16 protein-coding genes, 1 tRNA gene and 1 other RNA gene are annotated in these 16,932 nt (G+C 64.5%); 12 read left to right on the top strand and 6 right to left on the bottom strand.

Annotated features, from left to right (window positions below; all coding sequences use genetic code 11):
* Together E3O67_RS14520 and E3O67_RS14515 are read right to left on the bottom strand one after the other, a co-directional pair.
* A complete protein-coding gene (locus tag E3O67_RS14520; RefSeq protein ID WP_135103007.1) occupies positions 1-456 on the bottom strand; it encodes a nitroreductase family deazaflavin-dependent oxidoreductase in 456 nt (151 codons plus the stop codon).
* 73 nt (positions 457-529) lie between these two features.
* On the bottom strand, positions 530-1,795 hold the full coding sequence (locus E3O67_RS14515; RefSeq protein ID WP_135103006.1) for an MFS transporter: 1,266 nt from the start codon (positions 1,793-1,795) through the stop codon (positions 530-532).
* A 104-nt stretch (positions 1,796-1,899) separates the two neighbouring features.
* On the opposite strand from E3O67_RS14515, the gene prfB reads away from it, so the two are divergent.
* The 6 genes from prfB to E3O67_RS14485 all read left to right on the top strand — a co-directional run bounded on the left by prfB (position 1,900) and on the right by E3O67_RS14485 (position 8,177).
* Positions 1,900-3,009: a peptide chain release factor 2 gene (gene prfB, locus E3O67_RS14510; protein ID WP_134424968.1), complete on the top strand. Its 1,110-nt coding sequence runs from the start codon at positions 1,900-1,902 to the stop codon at positions 3,007-3,009.
* Between the two features lie 81 nt (positions 3,010-3,090).
* Positions 3,091-4,338 carry a cell division ATP-binding protein FtsE gene (gene ftsE / locus E3O67_RS14505; RefSeq protein WP_135103005.1) on the top strand — a complete coding sequence of 416 codons (1,248 nt, stop codon included), beginning with the start codon at positions 3,091-3,093 and terminating at the stop codon, positions 4,336-4,338.
* Entirely contained in the window at positions 4,335-5,249 is a 915-nt protein-coding gene (gene ftsX, locus E3O67_RS14500) for a permease-like cell division protein FtsX (RefSeq protein WP_134432689.1), read from the top strand. The genes ftsE and ftsX overlap by 4 nt, the downstream gene beginning before the upstream one ends.
* 97 nt (positions 5,250-5,346) lie before the next feature.
* A complete protein-coding gene (gene smpB / locus E3O67_RS14495) occupies positions 5,347-5,823 on the top strand; it encodes an SsrA-binding protein SmpB (RefSeq protein WP_134362550.1) in 477 nt (158 codons plus the stop codon).
* Between the two features lie 150 nt (positions 5,824-5,973).
* Positions 5,974-6,348: a transfer-messenger RNA gene (gene ssrA, locus E3O67_RS14490) on the top strand.
* Between the two features lie 104 nt (positions 6,349-6,452).
* Positions 6,453-8,177 (top strand): SulP family inorganic anion transporter, encoded by a 1,725-nt coding sequence (locus E3O67_RS14485; RefSeq protein WP_135103004.1) that lies wholly within the window; start codon positions 6,453-6,455, stop codon positions 8,175-8,177.
* Positions 8,178-8,219: 42 nt separating this feature from the next.
* On the opposite strand, the gene E3O67_RS14480 is transcribed toward E3O67_RS14485, so the two are convergent.
* The 3 genes from E3O67_RS14480 to hisN form a co-directional block, all read right to left on the bottom strand.
* A complete protein-coding gene (locus E3O67_RS14480; protein WP_134432683.1) occupies positions 8,220-9,383 on the bottom strand; it encodes a globin domain-containing protein in 1,164 nt (387 codons plus the stop codon).
* 180 nt (positions 9,384-9,563) lie between these two features.
* Entirely contained in the window at positions 9,564-10,124 is a 561-nt protein-coding gene (locus tag E3O67_RS14475) for a hypothetical protein (RefSeq protein WP_134432681.1), read from the bottom strand.
* A 3-nt stretch (positions 10,125-10,127) separates the two neighbouring features.
* A complete protein-coding gene (hisN, locus tag E3O67_RS14470) occupies positions 10,128-10,976 on the bottom strand; it encodes a histidinol-phosphatase (protein WP_135103031.1) in 849 nt (282 codons plus the stop codon).
* A 129-nt stretch (positions 10,977-11,105) separates the two neighbouring features.
* Between hisN and E3O67_RS14465 the strand changes: the two genes are divergently transcribed.
* A tRNA-Lys gene (locus E3O67_RS14465) sits at positions 11,106-11,178 on the top strand.
* 80 nt (positions 11,179-11,258) lie between these two features.
* Here E3O67_RS14465 and E3O67_RS14460 read toward each other — a convergent pair.
* On the bottom strand, positions 11,259-12,467 hold the full coding sequence (locus tag E3O67_RS14460) for a site-specific integrase (RefSeq protein WP_135103003.1): 1,209 nt from the start codon (positions 12,465-12,467) through the stop codon (positions 11,259-11,261).
* A 208-nt stretch (positions 12,468-12,675) separates the two neighbouring features.
* Here E3O67_RS14460 and E3O67_RS14455 point away from each other — a divergent pair, with 208 nt between their 5' ends.
* The 5 genes from E3O67_RS14455 to E3O67_RS14440 all read left to right on the top strand — a co-directional run bounded on the left by E3O67_RS14455 (position 12,676) and on the right by E3O67_RS14440 (position 16,783).
* Entirely contained in the window at positions 12,676-12,879 is a 204-nt protein-coding gene (locus E3O67_RS14455; RefSeq protein ID WP_135103002.1) for an AlpA family transcriptional regulator, read from the top strand.
* 80 nt (positions 12,880-12,959) lie between these two features.
* Entirely contained in the window at positions 12,960-13,574 is a 615-nt protein-coding gene (locus E3O67_RS14450; RefSeq protein ID WP_135103001.1) for a hypothetical protein, read from the top strand.
* Between the two features lie 300 nt (positions 13,575-13,874).
* Positions 13,875-14,273 (top strand): hypothetical protein, encoded by a 399-nt coding sequence (locus tag E3O67_RS17060; RefSeq protein WP_167726672.1) that lies wholly within the window; start codon positions 13,875-13,877, stop codon positions 14,271-14,273.
* Positions 14,270-15,712, top strand: coding sequence for a relaxase/mobilization nuclease domain-containing protein (locus E3O67_RS14445; protein WP_167726670.1), 1,443 nt, complete (start codon positions 14,270-14,272; stop codon positions 15,710-15,712). Before E3O67_RS17060 ends, E3O67_RS14445 begins: the two co-directional genes overlap by 4 nt.
* A 54-nt stretch (positions 15,713-15,766) precedes the next feature.
* Positions 15,767-16,783 (top strand): hypothetical protein, encoded by a 1,017-nt coding sequence (locus tag E3O67_RS14440; protein WP_135102999.1) that lies wholly within the window; start codon positions 15,767-15,769, stop codon positions 16,781-16,783.
* Positions 16,784-16,932: the final 149 nt, after the last annotated feature.

Raw genomic sequence — 16,932 nt, 5'->3', positions numbered from 1 at the left:
CTAGGAGGCGGGGGCTGTGGCGGCAACGGGTTCAAGCACGAACACCGGGATGACCCGGTCGGTCTTCCTCTCGTAGTCGCCGTAGTCGGGGAATGCGGCCACGGCCCGTTCCCACCACGTGGCGCGCTCGGTGCCGGTGACCTCGCGCGCCAGCATGTCCTGGCGAACCGGGCCATCCTGCAGCTCTACGAAGGGGTGGGCCGCCACATTGCCGTACCAAACGGGGTTCCTCGGGCTGCCGCCGAGGGAGGCGATCGCGGCGTAGACACCGTCATGCTCGACGCACATCAGTGGGGTTTTGCGCAACTTGCCCGACTTGGCCCCACGGGTGGTCAACACGATGACGGGCATCCCACGGAGGGTGGTGCCCTCCGTTCCGCCGGAACGTTCATAGAGATCGACCTGGTCGCGCACCCACTTCTGGGTGCCGGGCTCGTATTCTCCGATGAGAGGCATGGAACCATACAACGCCCACGGTCGGACGCCTATTCCCCGGATTCAGTGCGGGCGGTACCGAGCCGACTCAGGGTTACAGGCGCGGGCGGCGGGGCGCGTAACGGGGAATGTAGCGGCCCAGGATCACGGCGCCGAACAGGCCGAACACACCCATCACGCCGCTGGCGATCGAGATGGTGGCGACCGCGGTCAGGCCGGCCACGGCCAGCGGAGCGACCGCGCCACCCAGGTCGGCGGTGAAGCGCCACGCACCCAGGAACGGGGCAGGGCTGGTGTTCTTCGGGGCCAGGTCTGCGCCGAGCGTCATCAGGAGGCCGCTGCCGATGCCATTGGCGAGGGACAGGATCATGGCCACGGCGATGAACCACGCCACGTTGCTGGGCTGGTCGTGTGTGAACGCCAGGATGAGATGCCCGGCACCCAGGCCGATCATCGATGGGATGGCGGTCCACATCCGGCCGAAGCGGTCCATGACCTGGCCACTGACGTAAAAGAGGGCGAAGTCGACAGCGCCGGCGATGCCGATGATCAGCGCGATGTCGGGCACGCTGATGCCGATGCTGACCGCCCAGAGCGGGAGCAGCACCGTGCGGGAGGCGCGCATCGCCCCGATCAGGCCCGCGCCCGTGCCGAGGCGCAGCAGCACCGCCCGGTAGCCCCAGATGGTGCGGAACAGGCCCTGGGATTCCTCGGCCGCGAGCTCCCGGCCGGCCGGAACGACGGAGCCGTCGGGCGCCTTCACCAGTTGCGGGCCTCCGAAGGTGCTCTCGGGATCGGGCAGCAGCAGCAGCATCGCGGCCGCGCCAAGGCAGCAGACCACGAACACCCAGAACACCGACTCGGTGCTGCCGGTGAGGCTGAGCAGGGCGGCTGCGATGAACGGGCCGATGAACCAGCCGGCGCGGAAGATACCGCCGAGGGTCGAGAGCGCACGGGCCCGGTAGGCGAGTGGCACGGAGCTGGTCATGAAAGCGTGCCGGGCCAGGGCGAACACTGCAGTGGTTAAGCCGATCAAGAAGATTCCGATGCCCAGCACGAGGGGGTTGGGGGCGACGATACAGATCAGTACGGCGATGATCGCGAGCAGGGACGCCCAGATCATGGCGTTGCGCTCGCCGATGCGGGAAACCACCCAGCCGCTGGGGATATCCCCGGCCAGTTCGCCCACCATGATCATGGCGGCGATGAACCCGGCTATCGCGAGCGTGGCTCCGAGATCATTGGCCACGATCGGGATCAGCGGGATGATCGCACCCTCCCCGATCGAGAACAGGAGGGTCGGCAAGAACGCGGCGAGTGCGACTGAGCGCATTTGGAACGGACGCTCGGCGTTACTCATGGCTCCTCGATGCTATCCCCGGCCGGGCACAACGACCGTCCGGATGCTCAGCGGGCCCGAGAACGGATGCGGTGACGGGGCGGCCCGGTAGGCTGGGGTCCGACATGATTGAGCTGGAATTCTCGGAGCAGATCGCCGCACTGCGGGCCACGTTTGACGACATCCGGTCGGTGATCGATATCGATCGACTCCGCACCGATATCGCCGACCTGAATGAACAGGCCGGTGCGCCCGACCTGTGGGATGACTCCGACCATGCGCAGAAGGTGACCAGCGAGCTGAGCCACCGCCAGTCGGAGCTGGCCCGCATCGTGAGCATCGAGTCTCGCCTCGACGACCTCGAGGTACTGGTGGAGCTTGCCAACGCCGAGGGTGACCAGGAATCGGCCGACGAGGCCACCGCGGAACTCGCGAGCATCACGAAGGTGCTCGGCGACCTCGAGGTGCACACGCTGCTGAACGGCGAATTCGATGTGCGCCCGGCGGTCATCACCATCCGTTCCGGCGCCGGCGGCGTCGATGCGGCCGACTTCGCCGAGATGCTGCTGCGCATGTACCTGCGCTGGGCCGAGCAGCACAACTATCCCGTGCAGGTGCTCGACGTGGGCTACGCCGAAGAGGCCGGCATCAAGAGCGCGACCATCCAGGTGGATGCGCCGTACGCCTTCGGCACGTTGAGCGTCGAGGCCGGCACCCACCGCCTCGTGCGGATGAGCCCGTTCAACTCCGCCGGCAAGCGCCAGACCTCCTTCGCCGCCGTCGAGGTGGTGCCGTTGATCGAGCAGACCGAGTCGATCGAGGTGCCCGAGAACGATATCCGCGTCGACGTCTTCCGCTCCAGCGGCCCCGGCGGCCAGTCCGTGAACACCACCGACTCCGCCGTGCGCATCACCCACCTGCCCACGGGCACAGTCGTGAGTTGCCAGAACGAGAAGAGCCAGATCCAGAACAGGGCCGCCGCCATGCGCGTGCTGCAGTCCCGGCTCCTGCTGTTGCAGCGCGAACAGGAAGCCGCCACCAAAAAGGAATTGGCCGGGGTCATCACGGCCAGCTGGGGCGACCAGATGCGCAGCTACGTGCTCGCGCCTTACCAGATGGTCAAGGACCTGCGCACCAACTACGAGGTCAACAATCCCAGCCAGGTGTTCGACGGCGACCTCGACGGTTTCATCGCCGCGGGCATCCGCTGGCGCAAGCAGGCACCGCAGGATTAGAGCCTCGATCTGCGACTCCTATCGCCGGTTCGGTATGTCGGAGTAGGAATTATCAGGATGCCTGCTTAGGCTCAAGGGGCCATGATTCGTTTTGACACCATCACCAAGAAGTATCCGGGAACGAACCGACCGGCATTGGACGCCATCAGCGTCGAGGTGCTGCGCGGAGAGTTCGTCTTTCTTGTCGGTGCTTCCGGCTCGGGGAAATCGACCTGCCTCCGCCTCGTGCTGAAGGAAGATCGGCCCACCAGCGGCAGCATTCACGTGCTCGGACAGGACCTGCGGTCGATCTCCAACCGCAAAGTGCCGTACTTCCGCCGCAACATGGGGGTCGTCTTTCAGGACTTTCGCCTGCTGCCGAACAAGAGCGTCTTCGACAACGTCGCCTTCAGCCTGCAGGTGATCGGCAAATCGCGCGGGTTCATCCAGGAAGCCGTGCCCGACACCCTCGAGATGGTCGGATTGGCCGAGAAGGCCCAGCGGCTGCCCCACGAACTCTCCGGCGGTGAGCAGCAGCGCGTGGCCATCGCGCGCGCCATCGTCAACAAGCCGCAGATCCTGCTGGCCGACGAACCCACCGGAAACCTCGACCCCACCACCAGCGCCGGCATCATGGCACTGCTCGAGCGCATCAACGCCGGCGGCACCACCGTGATCATGGCCACCCACGAGGCCGGCATCGTCGACCAGATGCAGCGCCGCGTGATCGAACTCGTCGGCGGTCGGATCGTGCGCGACGAGCGCCAGGGCGGCTACGCCACCGCGGCCATCCCGACCACCACGGCCGGCACCGGCCGTCGCTCGGCCCCGTCGGCGCCCAGCGGAACGTCAGGCATCGCGCGTCCGGCTGCGGCCCCGGCCCCGGCATCGGCGTTCGCCCCGGCTGCGGACGTGCCCGCTTCCGAGGTTCTGCCCGTCGAGCACCCGCCCCTGACCTTCCCCGCGGTGCCCGTGCGCGCCTCTGTGCCGGTTGCAGTGCCGGTCGAGGAGCCCGCCGCAGTGCCGGTTGCAGTGCCGGTCGAGGAGCCCGCCGCAGCATCGTTCTCAGCCGCGGAGAGCCCGGCCGAGCTGCTGCCCCGTGACGACGGATCGCTCCGGGAAGCGAATGCGGAAGCGGAAGCGGACGCGCAAGCAGAAGCAGAAGCAGAAACGGATGCCGTCGACGGCGCTCCCACGACCGACCTCAGCCGGGCCATGACCCGGCCGGCCCTTCCGATCACCCACCACGACGTGCCGGAACAGCTGACCCTGGCCGAGAAGCTCGGGCTGCGTGCGCCGGGCGAGAAACCGGACCAGACCGGCGAACAGAATGTAGGGCCCACCCGATGAGACTCGGACTCGTGCTCTCCGAAGCCGCCAACGGCCTGCGCCGCAACGCCTCCATGGTCGTCTCCGTGGTGCTCGTGACCTTCATCTCGCTGACCTTCGTCGGCGCCGCGATTTTGATGCAGATGCAGATCGGCCAGATGAAGAACTTCTGGTACGACCGTGCCCAGGTGGGCATCTACATGTGCACCGCCATCTCCTCGGGGGAAACGTGCACGGCCGGTGAGGCCACGCCCGAACAGATCGACACGGTCAAGGCGCAGCTCGAATCGCCCACCCTGTCCCCGTTCATCGACAAGTACTACTTCGAGACCCACGACCAGGCCTTCGAGAACTTCAAAAAGCAGTTCGCCGACAACCCGGTTGTCGACTACGTCACCGCGGACCAGCTGAACGAGACCTTCTGGGTCAACCTCGACGACCCCTCACAGTCGGATGTGCTCGTGGAAGGCCTGTCCGGCATCGCCGGAGTGGAGAACGTCGCGGACCAACGCAAGTACCTGGACCAGATCTTCTCCGTGCTCAACGTGGCCAGTTACACCGCGATCGGCATCGCCGCCCTGATGCTCGTGGCGGCGGCGCTGTTGATTGCCACGACCATCCGTCTGTCCGCGTTCTCCAGGCGGCGCGAGCTGGGCATCATGAGGCTGGTCGGGGCATCCAACCGGTTCATTCAAACGCCCTTCATCCTGGAGGGCGTGTTCGCGGCCCTGTTGGGATCGCTGTTGGCGGGAGGTGCCGTGCTCGGCCTCGTGTACTGGTTCGTGCAGGGCTACCTGGGCGCCCGACTCACCAACTTCTCGCTCGTCGGCATGCAAGACGCCCTGGTGGTGGTTCCGATCCTGTTGGTCGTCGGCGCGGTGCTGGCGGCGTTTTCCGCGCAATTCGCCATCACGCGCTATCTGAAGGTCTGACCTACCCTCACCCAGTCCCCTCACCCGCCCCAGTGCGCGCTAGACTGATGGGCTGGTCGGCACCGCGTCGAACCCACACCGAGTTGAGGAGCATGCCGTGCCCAGGGAAATTGGCGAGAAGGTCGTTTCGACCAATCGCAAGGCACGCCACGACTACCTCATCGAGGAGACGTACGAGGCCGGAATGGTGCTCAGCGGCACCGAGGTGAAATCACTCCGGGCCGGCCGGGCCTCGCTCGTGGACGGCTACGCCTTCATCGAGAACGGCGAGATCTGGCTCGACGCCGTGCATATCCAGGAGTACGTCGCCGGCACGTGGACGAACCACCCGCCGCGGCGCAAGCGCAAACTGCTGATGCACAAGCAGGAGATCATCAAGATCAGCCACAAGACCAAAGAGGGCGGCTACACGCTCGTTCCGCTGAGGCTCTATTTCAAGAACGGCAACGCCAAGGTGGAGATCGCGGTCGCCAAGGGCAAGAAAGAGTACGACAAGCGCCAGACGTTGCGCGAGCGTCAAGACAAGCGCGAGTCCGACCGGGCCATCTCCGCCCGTAAGAACCTGGGCGACTAGCCATCCGCCCCCTGCGTGTTGTAAGCTAAAGGGCTGTACGAAACGGTCGATCTGATCGGGATGTGCAGAACTCGATGCAGCAGATTGACAATTCAACAGCGTGTGACAGTAACCCACTCGAATGCCGGCAAGCCGGCAGTGAGTGCACAGGGGGATGATCGGTTTCGACATTGCCTGCGCAATTATGAGAAGCGGGTCGAGGATGCAGGGTTATCTCGTAAACGATCTCTGCAAAACAATAAGTGCCAAATCAAACCGCACTGACTTCGCCCTCGCTGCCTAAGCGAGCGCACTAAGAAGTCCGCCAGACCGGGAATGCTCTCTACCCGGATCCTGACGTCATTTAGAGAGATTGCTCCTACTCTGAGCCGCGGGGTGTAGGGGGACTTAAACGAGGGCTGGGCTCGTCGGATCAGATGCCAGTGGCAAGTTCCGGGGCCGAGTAGAACGATTTCACTGGATACACCCGTAGAAGGCATATGACCACAGCAGTGGACCGGGGTTCAATTCCCCGCATCTCCACCATCGGTTGCTGTCACACGTTGACGAGCGGCAAGGCCCGAACCCTCACGGGGGTTCGGGCCTTTTTGCGCGTGGTTATGGGGGAAGATGGGGCCGGGAGGAACTGCATGGCGGCTGCGTGGGTGAAGAAATGGGTGCCGGGCGTCGACACCGCACTCAACTACCGGCGCGCGTGGCTGCTCCCCGACTTGAGGGCAGGTCTCGTGCTCACCGCCCTGCTCATCCCGGTGGGTATCGGCTACGCCGAGGTGGCGGGCCTCCCACCGGAGACGGGCCTGTACGCCACGATCATTCCCCTCGCGGCCTACGCCGTGTTCGGGCCGTCGCGGGTGCTGGTGCTCGGTCCCGACTCGGCCCTGGCGCCGATCATCGCGGCCGTGATCCTACCGCTCGCACTCGGCGACGACGACCGCGCCGTGGCCCTGGCCGGGCTGCTCGCGATCATGGTCGGCCTGATACTCCTGCTGGGTGGACTCCTGCGTCTCGGGTTCGTGACCGACCTGCTCTCCAAGCCCATCCGGGTCGGCTACCTGAACGCCCTGGGACTGCTGGTGATCGTTTCCCAGCTGCCGGCGCTGCTCGGGTTCTCGATCGAGTCGGGTCCACTGATCGCCGACGTGATCGCCATCGGAAGCGGCATCGCCGGGGGAGAGGTCAACCCCACCGCGTTGCTTTTCGGCCTCGGATCGCTGTTCATCATTGTCGGTCTGTCCTGGGGCAAGTCGAAAATTCCCGGTGTTCTCGTGGCCGTTGTGCTGGCGACCGTGCTGACCGCCGTGCTGGGGCTCCAGAACACCATTCCCGTCGTCGGCGCGATGCCGCAGGGCCTGCCCTCGCCGGCGCTCGGCGGTCTGGTCTGGGCGGATGTTGCGGCACTGGCGCTACCCGCCCTCGGCGTCGCCCTGATTGCGTTCGCCGACACCGCCGTGCTGTCGCGCACGTTCGCCGCGCGCCGGGGCGAGAATGTCGACGGTAGCCAGGAGATGGCGGCGATCGGCCTGTCGAACATCGCGGGCGGCCTGTCCGGCGGCTTCGCCATCTCGGCGTCGTCGTCGCGCACGCCCGTCGCGGAGAGCGCGGGCTCGCGCACGCAGCTCACCGGGGTCGTCGGGGCCATGTTGATCGTGGTGTTCATGCTGCTCGCACCCGGCCTCACCGACTTCCTGCCGTCGGCGAGCATCGCCGCGGTCGTCATCGTCGCCGCGGCGGGGCTGATCGACATGAATGGCCTCATCGCTCTCGTGCGGATGAACAAGGTGGATGCCGCGCTATCGATCGCGTCGATCCTCGGCGTTCTGGTGGTGGGCGTGATCGAGGGCATCGGGGTGGCGATCGCGCTCTCGCTCGGAGCATTCGTGAGCCACGCCTGGCGACCGTACCGGGCTGAGCTCGGACGCATCCATGGGCAGCGCGGGTACCACGACCTGTCCCGGCACCCCGAGGGTGAGCGGTTGCCCGGCATCGTCATCGTGCGCTTCGACGCGCCGCTGTTCTTCGCCAACGGCGGGATCTTCGACGACTACGTGCGTCGCGTCGTCACCGAGGCAGGCAGCGGCGTGCGCACGGTCATCCTGGCGGCCGAGCCGATCACCGACATCGACACGACCGCCCTGGAAGAGCTGCTCGAGCTCGACGATTTCCTCGCGTCACGCGGGGTCACTCTGATCTTCGCCGAGATGAAGGGTCCGGTGAAGGACCACCTGCGCGACTACGGCCTCAGCCGACGGTTCCCGCCGGAGCGGTTCGCGGACACCGTCGGCGAGGCGGTCGACGAGGCCACCGGAACCCTGCGTGGGGACCTCGAGGGCACCGAATGGGACAGCGAACCCTGAGGCCCCGCCGACGCGTTACGTGGGTCGGGTACTGCGCTTGGGTCAGACGCCGGCGAGCCAGAGGTCAGGGCCGAAGATCTCGTAGTGGATGCGGTCGGCCGGCACGCCGGACTCCAGCGCCTGTGAGCGGAGGCTGCGCATGAACGGGAGCGGACCGCAGAGGTAGACCGAGGCATCCTCGGGGATCGTCACATTCTCCAGAGTCATGAAGCCCTCGTGGTGGCCCTCGCTCGGGATTTCCAGCCAGAGTTCCAGCTCGGCGGCTTCGAGCAGTGCGATGTCTTCGCTCATCTGGTCGCGCAGTGCCCAGCGCTCGAGGTTGCTCTCCGCGTGCAGAACGAGTACCTCGCGCTTCGAGCCTGAGTCGACCAAGGAGCGCAGGATCGACGCACTGGGCGTGCAGCCGATTCCGGCCGAGGCCAGGATCAGCGGGCCGGTGCCCTGATCGAGGGTGATGTCGCCGCAGGGCACCGAGAGGATGAGCGTGTCACCGACCTGAACGTCACGGTGCAGCACGGGGGAGACCTCGCCGTCGGCGTCGAGCTTGGTGGTGAAGACGCGGGTCGTTGCCGTGCCGGCCGACAGCGAGTACTGGCGTACCTGGCGGATGCCGTCGGGCATGGTGGCCGTGACACTGACGTACTGGCCCGGCAGGGCGGGCGTCACGGGGGTGTCGTCGGCCGGCTCGAGGGTGAACGTGACAGCGTCGGTGCCGGCTACTTCCTTCTTCACGACGGTCCAGGGGGCGAGCGGCTTGTCGCTGGCGAGGCCGGCGTAAAGGCCCTTCTCCATCTTGATCAGGGCGTGGGCCATCAGCCAGTAGACCTCGGTCCAGGCGCCGGCGATCTCGGCCGTGATGACGTCGCTGAGCTCTTCGGCGATGGCCTCGAAGAGGTACTTGTAGACGATGTCGTACTGCTCGGGCTGGATATCGAGGGAGATGTGCTTGTGGGCGATGCGGGAGAGCATGGCCTCCGGGGTGGTGTCGGGGTTCTGCACCAGGTAGGTCGCGAAGACGGCGATGCTGCCGGCCAGGGCCTGCTGCTGTGAGCCGTTCTTTTGGTTGGAACGGCTGAACAGACCGTCGAACAGTTCGGGGTGAGCGGTCAGCATCCGGCTGTAGAAGTTCTTCGCTATCTCGGGCATGCGCTCGCCTACCAGGGGCAGAGTCGCTTCGATCAAGGGTGTTGACTGGGTGGATAGCATACTGACTCCAAGCAATTGAGGGATTACCTCAAAAGTATCATTTCAAATGCTGAATAACTGGTCCGGGCCTATTACCCCTGATCGGCGCGGCGCGGCGGCGTAGGTGCCTGCGCGGGCTTGCCAACTCACACTCGGGGGCGTCGCCAGGAATATTAGGGCCCGCAGCGAGACGACCGCAGGTCAACGTGCCGCGCCGGCCAGGGTGCCGGTCAGGGCGCCGGCCGGATCGGTGATCAGGCAGGACACCTCGCGGCCGCCAGGGGCGGTCCGGTCGTCGAGGTCGTTCAGGTCATCGACTCCGGCCCAGCTCTGCTCCGTCGGGGTGAGGTAGGCGAAGTCCAGGCTCGACACCCGATACTCGAGCAGCACGAACTCCGCGAACCGCGACCCGCAGCCGGATTCCGCTGCCGCGGTCACGGCGTTGTCGCCGGGGAAGGTTTCTCCTGCGACGGGGAACCGGGCGTACACCTCGAACTCGTGCCGCTCGCTGCAGGGCACGAGTGGAAGGGCCGAGGCGTTCACGTCCAGCCCCTCCACGACTTCGCGTAGGCAGTCTCCGACACGAAGATCGGTCACCTCGGTGACCTCCCCGAGAGCGGATGCCGGCACGGAGGCCACGCTGCGGACGGGGGTCGGCAGCATGTCGCCGATCACGCTGCAACCGGTGAGGCTGCCGGTCAGGACGCAGGCCGCCGCGATCAGCAGGGGCAGGTTTCCGGGGTGCGTGCGCGGCGGGATCATCGGTTAGCGGGCCGACGTGTTCGGGGACGCGGGGGCATCCGTTCTGGTGGTTGTGGTGCCAAGAGCCAGCAGTGTCGGCTCGTGCAGCAGACCGTTGGTGGCCAGCGCGCTGCCGTGCCAGGGACCGGGCCGGCCGTCGGCGGAGGTGAACCGGCCGCCGGCCTCCTGCACGATGGGAGCAAGGGCCGCCATGTCGTAGGGTTGCAAATCGTATTCTGCGACGATGTCGAGGACACCCTCGGCCAGAAGCATGTACGACCACATGTCGCCGTAAGCGCGGGTGCGCCAGACCTGGCGGGACAGCCTGACCAGTTCGTCGAGGTGCCCGGTCTGGTCCCACTGCTGGATGCTGTTGTAGCTAAGTGAGGCGTCGGCCAACTCGGCCACGCCGGAGACCCGCAGCCGCACGGGGCCGGCTCCGGGGGTGCGTTCGTCGGTCATCCAGGCGCCGCCGCCGGTGCGCGCCCACCAGCGCTTGCCGAGAGCTGGGGAGCTGACCATGCCCACCACGGGAACGTTATCGACGGCCAGGGCGATGAGGGTGCCCCAGATCGGGATGCCGCGCAGGAAACCGGCCGTGCCGTCGATCGGGTCGATGATCCACTGCCGCTCGCTGGAGCCCTCGGTGCCGAATTCCTCGCCGAGGATGCCGTCGGTCGGACGCCGCACGGACAGTGCGTCACGGATGGCGCGCTCCACGGCCTGGTCGGCATCCGTCACCGGGGTGCGGTCGGGTTTGGTCGTGACAACGAGGTCCATCGCGGTGAACCGGTCGCGCGAGATCGCATCGGCCAGATCGGCGAGCTCGGTTGCGAGCAGGAGGTCGTCATCGAGGGCGTAGTTCTGGGGCATGGTCACAGACCAAGACTAGTTATTTTAGCGCGACTCACCGGTTTGCGGTTCGATTGGCGCCCGGAGCAATAGGGCTGTTAGTATCTAGAGTCGGTTCGGGTCGCCCCGGGTCGGAGAGTAACGGAATATGCACCTCTAGCTCAATTGGCAGAGCAACTGACTCTTAATCAGTGGGTTCCCGGTTCAAGTCCGGGGGGGTGCACAGAAAGAATGGCCTTTGACCAGGGGTTTCCTGGATCGAAGGTTATTTGACTTTGTGTTGAAAAGTCGCAAATCCAGCGCTTATCCAGTGCTTTCAGTTTCGCTCTGCGTATGCCGGGGACTCGCGGCAAACAGCGTTGCGAGTGTGGCGGTTACATCGGGGGCCTGATCTGGTCGGCCAATGTAGTGACCTTCGGTCACTGCAATGCCTGAGTGTCCCAGGAGGTGGGATGCGTCCTCGATACCATGCTTGCCGTCAACGATTGTAGCGACCGCTCGGCGTAACGCGTGCGGGTGCAGACCAGTAAACGTACCCACGTCCTCTAGCATGGCCCGCAAGGTGCGACGGAAGTTCGCGGACTCCCACCACGTTCCATTACGTGTTGCAAACACGGCATCGGTTTTGCTGGCTGGTGCGTCTACCTTTCGTCGCAGTAGCACCTCGACCACATGGTCCGGCAATGGGATTATGCGCCAGCTCTTTGCGGTCTTTGCCTCGTCTTGCCGGTAAAGCGGCTTTCCTTTGACCCGGATTAGAGTGCCGCTAACAGTCACAGTCGGCTTGGCTCCGAGGTCGGTGTCTGACCAGCGAAGTGCAAGCAGCTCGCCAATTCGCATGCCGGTACCCAGCATGACGTCGACGGCATCCACGAGGTCGAGGTGTCTGCCCCTCACCTGGGTTGCTGACCACTCCGCAATGGCCGCGCGAAGTGCGCGCACATCATCGAGATTCAAGGCCTCTACCTTTGGTCGCTCTCGCCGCGCGAGCTGTACAGCTTTAGCCGGATTGGTTCGCGCTGCGTCGTGTCTTATGGCCATATCGAACATTTGCGAGAGGACGACTTTGCACGCTCGCGCCCCGGCTGGCGTTGTTTCGGCAATCGTTCTCACCAGCGTATCAAGGCGAGATACCACTACCTCGTTGATGGCGAGATTGCCGATGCCTATCTTGGGATCGAGCACAAACCTTTTTACAGAGGAAGAATAGGCCTCGATGGTCTGGGGTTTTCGTGTGCTCGCGCTTAGCTCTTCGAGCCAGAGTGCCGCCAGTTTGTCAATTCGCGTAGATCCGCTGATGGTGCCGCCGGTAGCGGACTCTTTTAGCAACTTCAACTTGGCTTTGAGGCGAGTTTCGGCTTTTCCGGGCGAGCTACCTGAAGCTTCGATTTGACGTGTCTTTCCAGTGATATCCCGATACCGGGCGAAGGCTCGGTAGGAGCCGTTCGGCTCGGGAACATCTTTGCGATTGATCGTTCCCCAGGTGCCAACTTCAAGCTGTGGTCGGGACATTCATGGCTCTCTTTCGTTATGGTCAGCCTATCAAATGACTCTAGAGAAATCCAGCGCAGACCCCGATTCTGACGATGAAATCCTGTGAGTTCGCCTATAGCGTTTTATCCACGTAAACGAGCAATTTTGTAAAAGTAGAGTACCAATACTGTCCGAGAAAACGCAGGTCAGGGACCAGTTCGACTCGGAGGCGTGCCAAGCTCTAGGCATGACATCAATCCTGAAACCCCCCGAAAAAATCCTGGCGAAATGGCTCAGTGCCGAGACACTGGCGGGCGAGCTTTTTGTACCGAAACAGACCATCTATAGATGGCGGCATGAAGGCGCCGGTCCAAAAGCGCACAAGTTCGGCTCGACGGTGCGATTCGCACGTGACGATGTCGACGCCTGGATACAGGATCACGCCGAATAGCTCGTCGGAGCTAGCCCAAGAGAATGCCCAGCATGGGAGTGCCAGGCCTCCCTGGTTGTCTACTAAAGGAAGTTTCCAACATGCTCAGTCCACAACTGCCTCACAAGCGTTTCCTCGTTGTATCGAACCTGCTGCGTCAGCACCACATCGAAGAAGCCTGTAACCGTCCGAACGTTATTCGATTCGCTGGGGCCGTACACGATCATGACGCAGGTGAGACTCACGGGCACGGCATTTTGCAGCTCAGGGGTCCGCGCACGGGCGAAACCGTCGGCGGGTACTTTCCGGTTAGCGTGATCGTCAAACCGTTCATCGGGCGGAAGGGCGACACGCATTCGTTTGCGAGGGGAGTGCGGTATCTCACTCACGAACACACCAATCAGCAGAGCCTAGGAAAGTACCGCTACCCGGATAGCCAGATTTTCGCATCGGAAGGGTACGACTGGCGTGCTGACATCGACGCGTTGGTTGCTCTTGAAGGCCAAACGTGGCAACCGTCCTTGCGTCAGATAAAGCTGGACGTGATGCACGGCAAGCTCACCACGTTCGAAGTACGGGAGCGTTACCCAAACGTATACGTCAGTCACAGGGCCGAGCTGAACAAACTGGCGGAGGACAACAGGGAATATCAGATGCACTTGAGGGCCTTGGTGCAAATGCGCGATAGAGCCGCTGAAGTCGATGCGGGCTCTTAGCCGCGTCACAACTCGGCGGATACGGCGCCAACTTCCGATGGGATCGGGCGCGCTCACGGTCCTGCCCGGCGCGCCGGGCAGGACCGTGAGCGCGCTACGCCGGGGGAGTTCTCGGGTGCGGCAGCATCGGAGACCGAATGAGGCCGCAGGTTGGGTTGGGGGTCGAGGGGGAAGGGCGGAGCTCTCCCCTTCGCAAGCGGCGTTGAGACGGACGAGCGAAGCGATGTCCGACGAAACGCCTGCTTGCGTCCACCAGATCACAGCACCACGCACACTCACTACTCGACAGAAGGCGGACAGGTGACCAGCGCATCGAACCAAGCCAGACCGAATCGACGATCGGCCCGGCTCGACGTGCGGCTCAGCACCGCCGAGCGCGCCGAGATCCAGCAGGCCGCTGCGCGGCACCAGTTCGTCCCATCAGCGTTCGTCCGAAGGGCGGCACTCTCCGCGGCGCGGCACACCGATACAGCCCCGACCGCAGGCACCGGTGCTGCGGTGCAGGGTCTGACAGTGGAGCAGCTCGCGATTCTCGACGCCGCGCGTGTCGAGGTAAAGCGCGTGGGCGTACTACTGAACCAGGAGGTTCGCCTGCATCACCGTGGCGTCATCGACCTGGGAGTGCTCGCTTCGCTCGTCACCAGGGTCGCGCGCGAGCACGACCTGATGGCGACCCTGCTCGGGAGGCAAGAGCCGTGAGCATCACGACTGTCGCACCTGTTTACGATCTCAAGGTCCGCGCTGACTACCTCACAGTCGGTGTCGGTCAGAAGCGCCACGATCACCTGACCGAGGGTACCGATCGGCTCGCGCCGGGGTTCTATTGCGACGCCGCGAGTGTCGAGGAGTTCGTCGTGCTCGGCGACCAGCTTGCCAAGCAGCAGGGTCGCCGAGTGAAGGCGCAATCGTACGTGTTGTCATTCAGCCCGGACGAGCTGGACGTGAACAACGAGGACGACCTGCGGAGGGTCGGCGATCTCGGGTTCCTGCTGGCGAAGAGGATGCACCCTCACTCCCCATGTTTGGTTGTCGTTCATAATGACTCCAAGGGCGGTGCCGGGCACGCGCACGTCACGGTCCTGAATCACGACTACGCGACTGGTAAGGCTTTACGGGACTACCGCGTCCACTGGCAGGTCAAGCGCGCCAACGATGAGCTGATGGCAGACGAGGGCATGCAAGTCCTCGCTCACGAGCCCAAACAGCCGGGGAGCGAGTGGCAGGCGCGGCGCGGCGAGATGCCCGCCTTTGAACAACAGCTTGGAGATGCCCTCACCGATGCCCTCGCCGATGCGTCAAGTACCGACTTCGACGGTTTCATCGCGGCGTGCGCGGCTCGCGACGTAGAGGTCGTCTGGCAGTCTCACGAAGTCAAAAGTAACGGGAGGCGCGGGAAGCAGCAGGGCGACGCCGCTGTCGGCATCACGTACAAGACGCGCGATTTGCCGGGCGAGGACGGCAAGCCGGGCAGGCTCCGACGTCGCAAAGCATCGGCGCTGTCCTCTGACTTCACACACGAGTGCATCACCGCAGCGCTGGATGGCAAGCAGCGCGGAGCAGTAACACTGGTGCCCGCGGTAACTGAGGTTGAATCTGCTCTCGCCACTCAGGCACCTGCGATCGATCTCGCGTCCGAGGTTCTCTCGGTGCTCGGACGATCGGCGGTTGCAAAGCCACAGCTCGCTGGAACACCCGCGCGTGCTGCGGTTTCCCGCCTGCGTGTCCGGTCGATTTTGTTGTCTCGTTTGGAGGGCGTGCTCATGCAGGGCCTGTTCCTGTCCCTGCCGGGCTGGACACGGCGCTGCGCGATGATCGGCATCCGCGCGCTTCAGCACCGCGGTGACCTCGCGTACCAGCTCCAAGGTCACAGCTACCAGTGGGATGCCGCCGACCTGGGCGAGCAGTACACCGCTTCCGCGGTCTCGGAGTTGGCCTCGGAGATCAGCGAGCTGCGCAACGCCGCACCAGCCGACGCCAACGAGTTGCCAATCCCGCAGCTCATGGAACTGCTCGACGAAATCGACGACGATAACACGCGCCTCCCGAGGCGCCGGAAGCGCGAGACACCCGTGAAACTCACGCCTGCGCGCGAGCGGCATTTATCTACGCAACGCGGCGACCGAAGCTACGGCGGATGAACCGCCAACCTGACCACTCGCTCCGCCGGGGCGAAACAGCCGAGAGGATTCTCCATGATGAAGATCACTAACCCCGTCGCTGAGCAGGAGGCCCGCCGTCTGGCCCGCGACTACGAGCAGCACGTGCTTGGCGTGCTGGCCAAGGCGCTGGTCCCTGAGAAGGCGCGACGGCAGTTCCTGCGCGACGCCCATATGAGTCTTACCGAGGCCTGCGGCAGCGTCCGGTTCGCCGGTTCTGAGTACGAGCACGTCGGGTTGACGAATGAAAGTGGCGATTTGCCCAACGACATCACCTGTCGGGCATTGGGTGAGTTCTCGACGATCGGAACCGCCGTCCTCGGGTCCCAGTTCACCCTCGCCGCCATAGTGGAAGCGCAGAGCAAACGGCGTGACGCGTTGGTCACGCGGGCTGGGAAACTCGCCGGTGGGCGCCTACGCCGCTTCAAGAGCCGCCGCAGGCGTCGCGCCGAATGGGCCGACCATCTCGCCGACGCGTTGGACAGCCTCGACAGTCTGCCAGCAACGGGCACCGTCTTCGAGGACACGTTCCGAGCCCTTCTCCACTCTGCGAAGGTTGTGCGGACCAGCGGCGGGTATGCGCTGGCCGATCCCGGTGAAGCAGAAGCGCTCGGCTCGTTCGCCGCCGGCGACGTGGACCAGGAGTGCCTGCCCGAGCAGCTCAAGCGGCGCGCCGCCGACAACGCCGCCGCGCTGCGGGAGCGGTGGGAGACAATCCTCGTCTGGACGTACGAAGCAACTAATGACGAGAGCGGTAATGCTGACGAGGACTTTGAGCTAGGGCCACGCAAGAGGTTTCGAGCCGCTTGCGCAGCGGCGAGAGCAAAGGCCAGACAGGAGACTGCGGAACGAGATGCCAAGCATGGCCGGGCCGAGGAGCAGGAGCGCGAGGAGCGTCGGCGTCGTCAGACGGAACGGCGCGCCCGCGAGCAGGCCGAAGCCGACGAGCGTCGTGTTCGCAGGATCACGCAAATGCGGAGCAATCCTCCCTATGTCGAGTTGGATGAGAACAAGGAGGCTGATAAAAACACGGGCTTGGAGTCGGAACGCTGAGCCGAATAACGGTGCGGTACGGGGCTACCTGGGGCCACCATGGCCCTGACCCCGTCGAGTGGACACCTCACAAGAGAGAATGTTCACTATGGCAAGATCACGTCGGGACTTCACCCCTGAGTACAAAGACGAGGCCGTGAAGCTGGTTT

Source organism: Cryobacterium sp. TMT3-29-2, assembly GCF_004564305.1.
Lineage (GTDB): Bacteria > Actinomycetota > Actinomycetes > Actinomycetales > Microbacteriaceae > Cryobacterium > Cryobacterium sinapicolor.
The sequence above is the reverse complement of the archived record's forward strand: the minus strand, read 5'-3'. Positions and strand labels throughout refer to the sequence as shown.

Bases quoted from the DNA above. Each gene is read 5' to 3' on its own strand.
- E3O67_RS14520 (WP_135103007.1), bottom strand. From the start codon at position 456: ATGCCTCTCATCGGAGAATACGAGCCCGGCACCCAGAAGTGGGTGCGC.
- E3O67_RS14515 (WP_135103006.1), bottom strand. From the start codon at position 1,795: ATGAGTAACGCCGAGCGTCCGTTCCAAATGCGCTCAGTCGCACTCGCC.
- prfB (WP_134424968.1), top strand. From the start codon at position 1,900: ATGATTGAGCTGGAATTCTCGGAGCAGATCGCCGCACTGCGGGCCACG.
- ftsE (WP_135103005.1), top strand. From the start codon at position 3,091: ATGATTCGTTTTGACACCATCACCAAGAAGTATCCGGGAACGAACCGA.
- ftsX (WP_134432689.1), top strand. From the start codon at position 4,335: ATGAGACTCGGACTCGTGCTCTCCGAAGCCGCCAACGGCCTGCGCCGC.
- E3O67_RS14485 (WP_135103004.1), top strand. From the start codon at position 6,453: ATGGCGGCTGCGTGGGTGAAGAAATGGGTGCCGGGCGTCGACACCGCA.
- E3O67_RS14480 (WP_134432683.1), bottom strand. From the start codon at position 9,383: ATGCTATCCACCCAGTCAACACCCTTGATCGAAGCGACTCTGCCCCTG.
- E3O67_RS14475 (WP_134432681.1), bottom strand. From the start codon at position 10,124: ATGATCCCGCCGCGCACGCACCCCGGAAACCTGCCCCTGCTGATCGCG.
- hisN (WP_135103031.1), bottom strand. From the start codon at position 10,976: ATGCCCCAGAACTACGCCCTCGATGACGACCTCCTGCTCGCAACCGAG.
- E3O67_RS14460 (WP_135103003.1), bottom strand. From the start codon at position 12,467: ATGTCCCGACCACAGCTTGAAGTTGGCACCTGGGGAACGATCAATCGC.
- E3O67_RS14455 (WP_135103002.1), top strand. From the start codon at position 12,676: ATGACATCAATCCTGAAACCCCCCGAAAAAATCCTGGCGAAATGGCTC.
- E3O67_RS14450 (WP_135103001.1), top strand. From the start codon at position 12,960: ATGCTCAGTCCACAACTGCCTCACAAGCGTTTCCTCGTTGTATCGAAC.
- E3O67_RS14440 (WP_135102999.1), top strand. From the start codon at position 15,767: ATGATGAAGATCACTAACCCCGTCGCTGAGCAGGAGGCCCGCCGTCTG.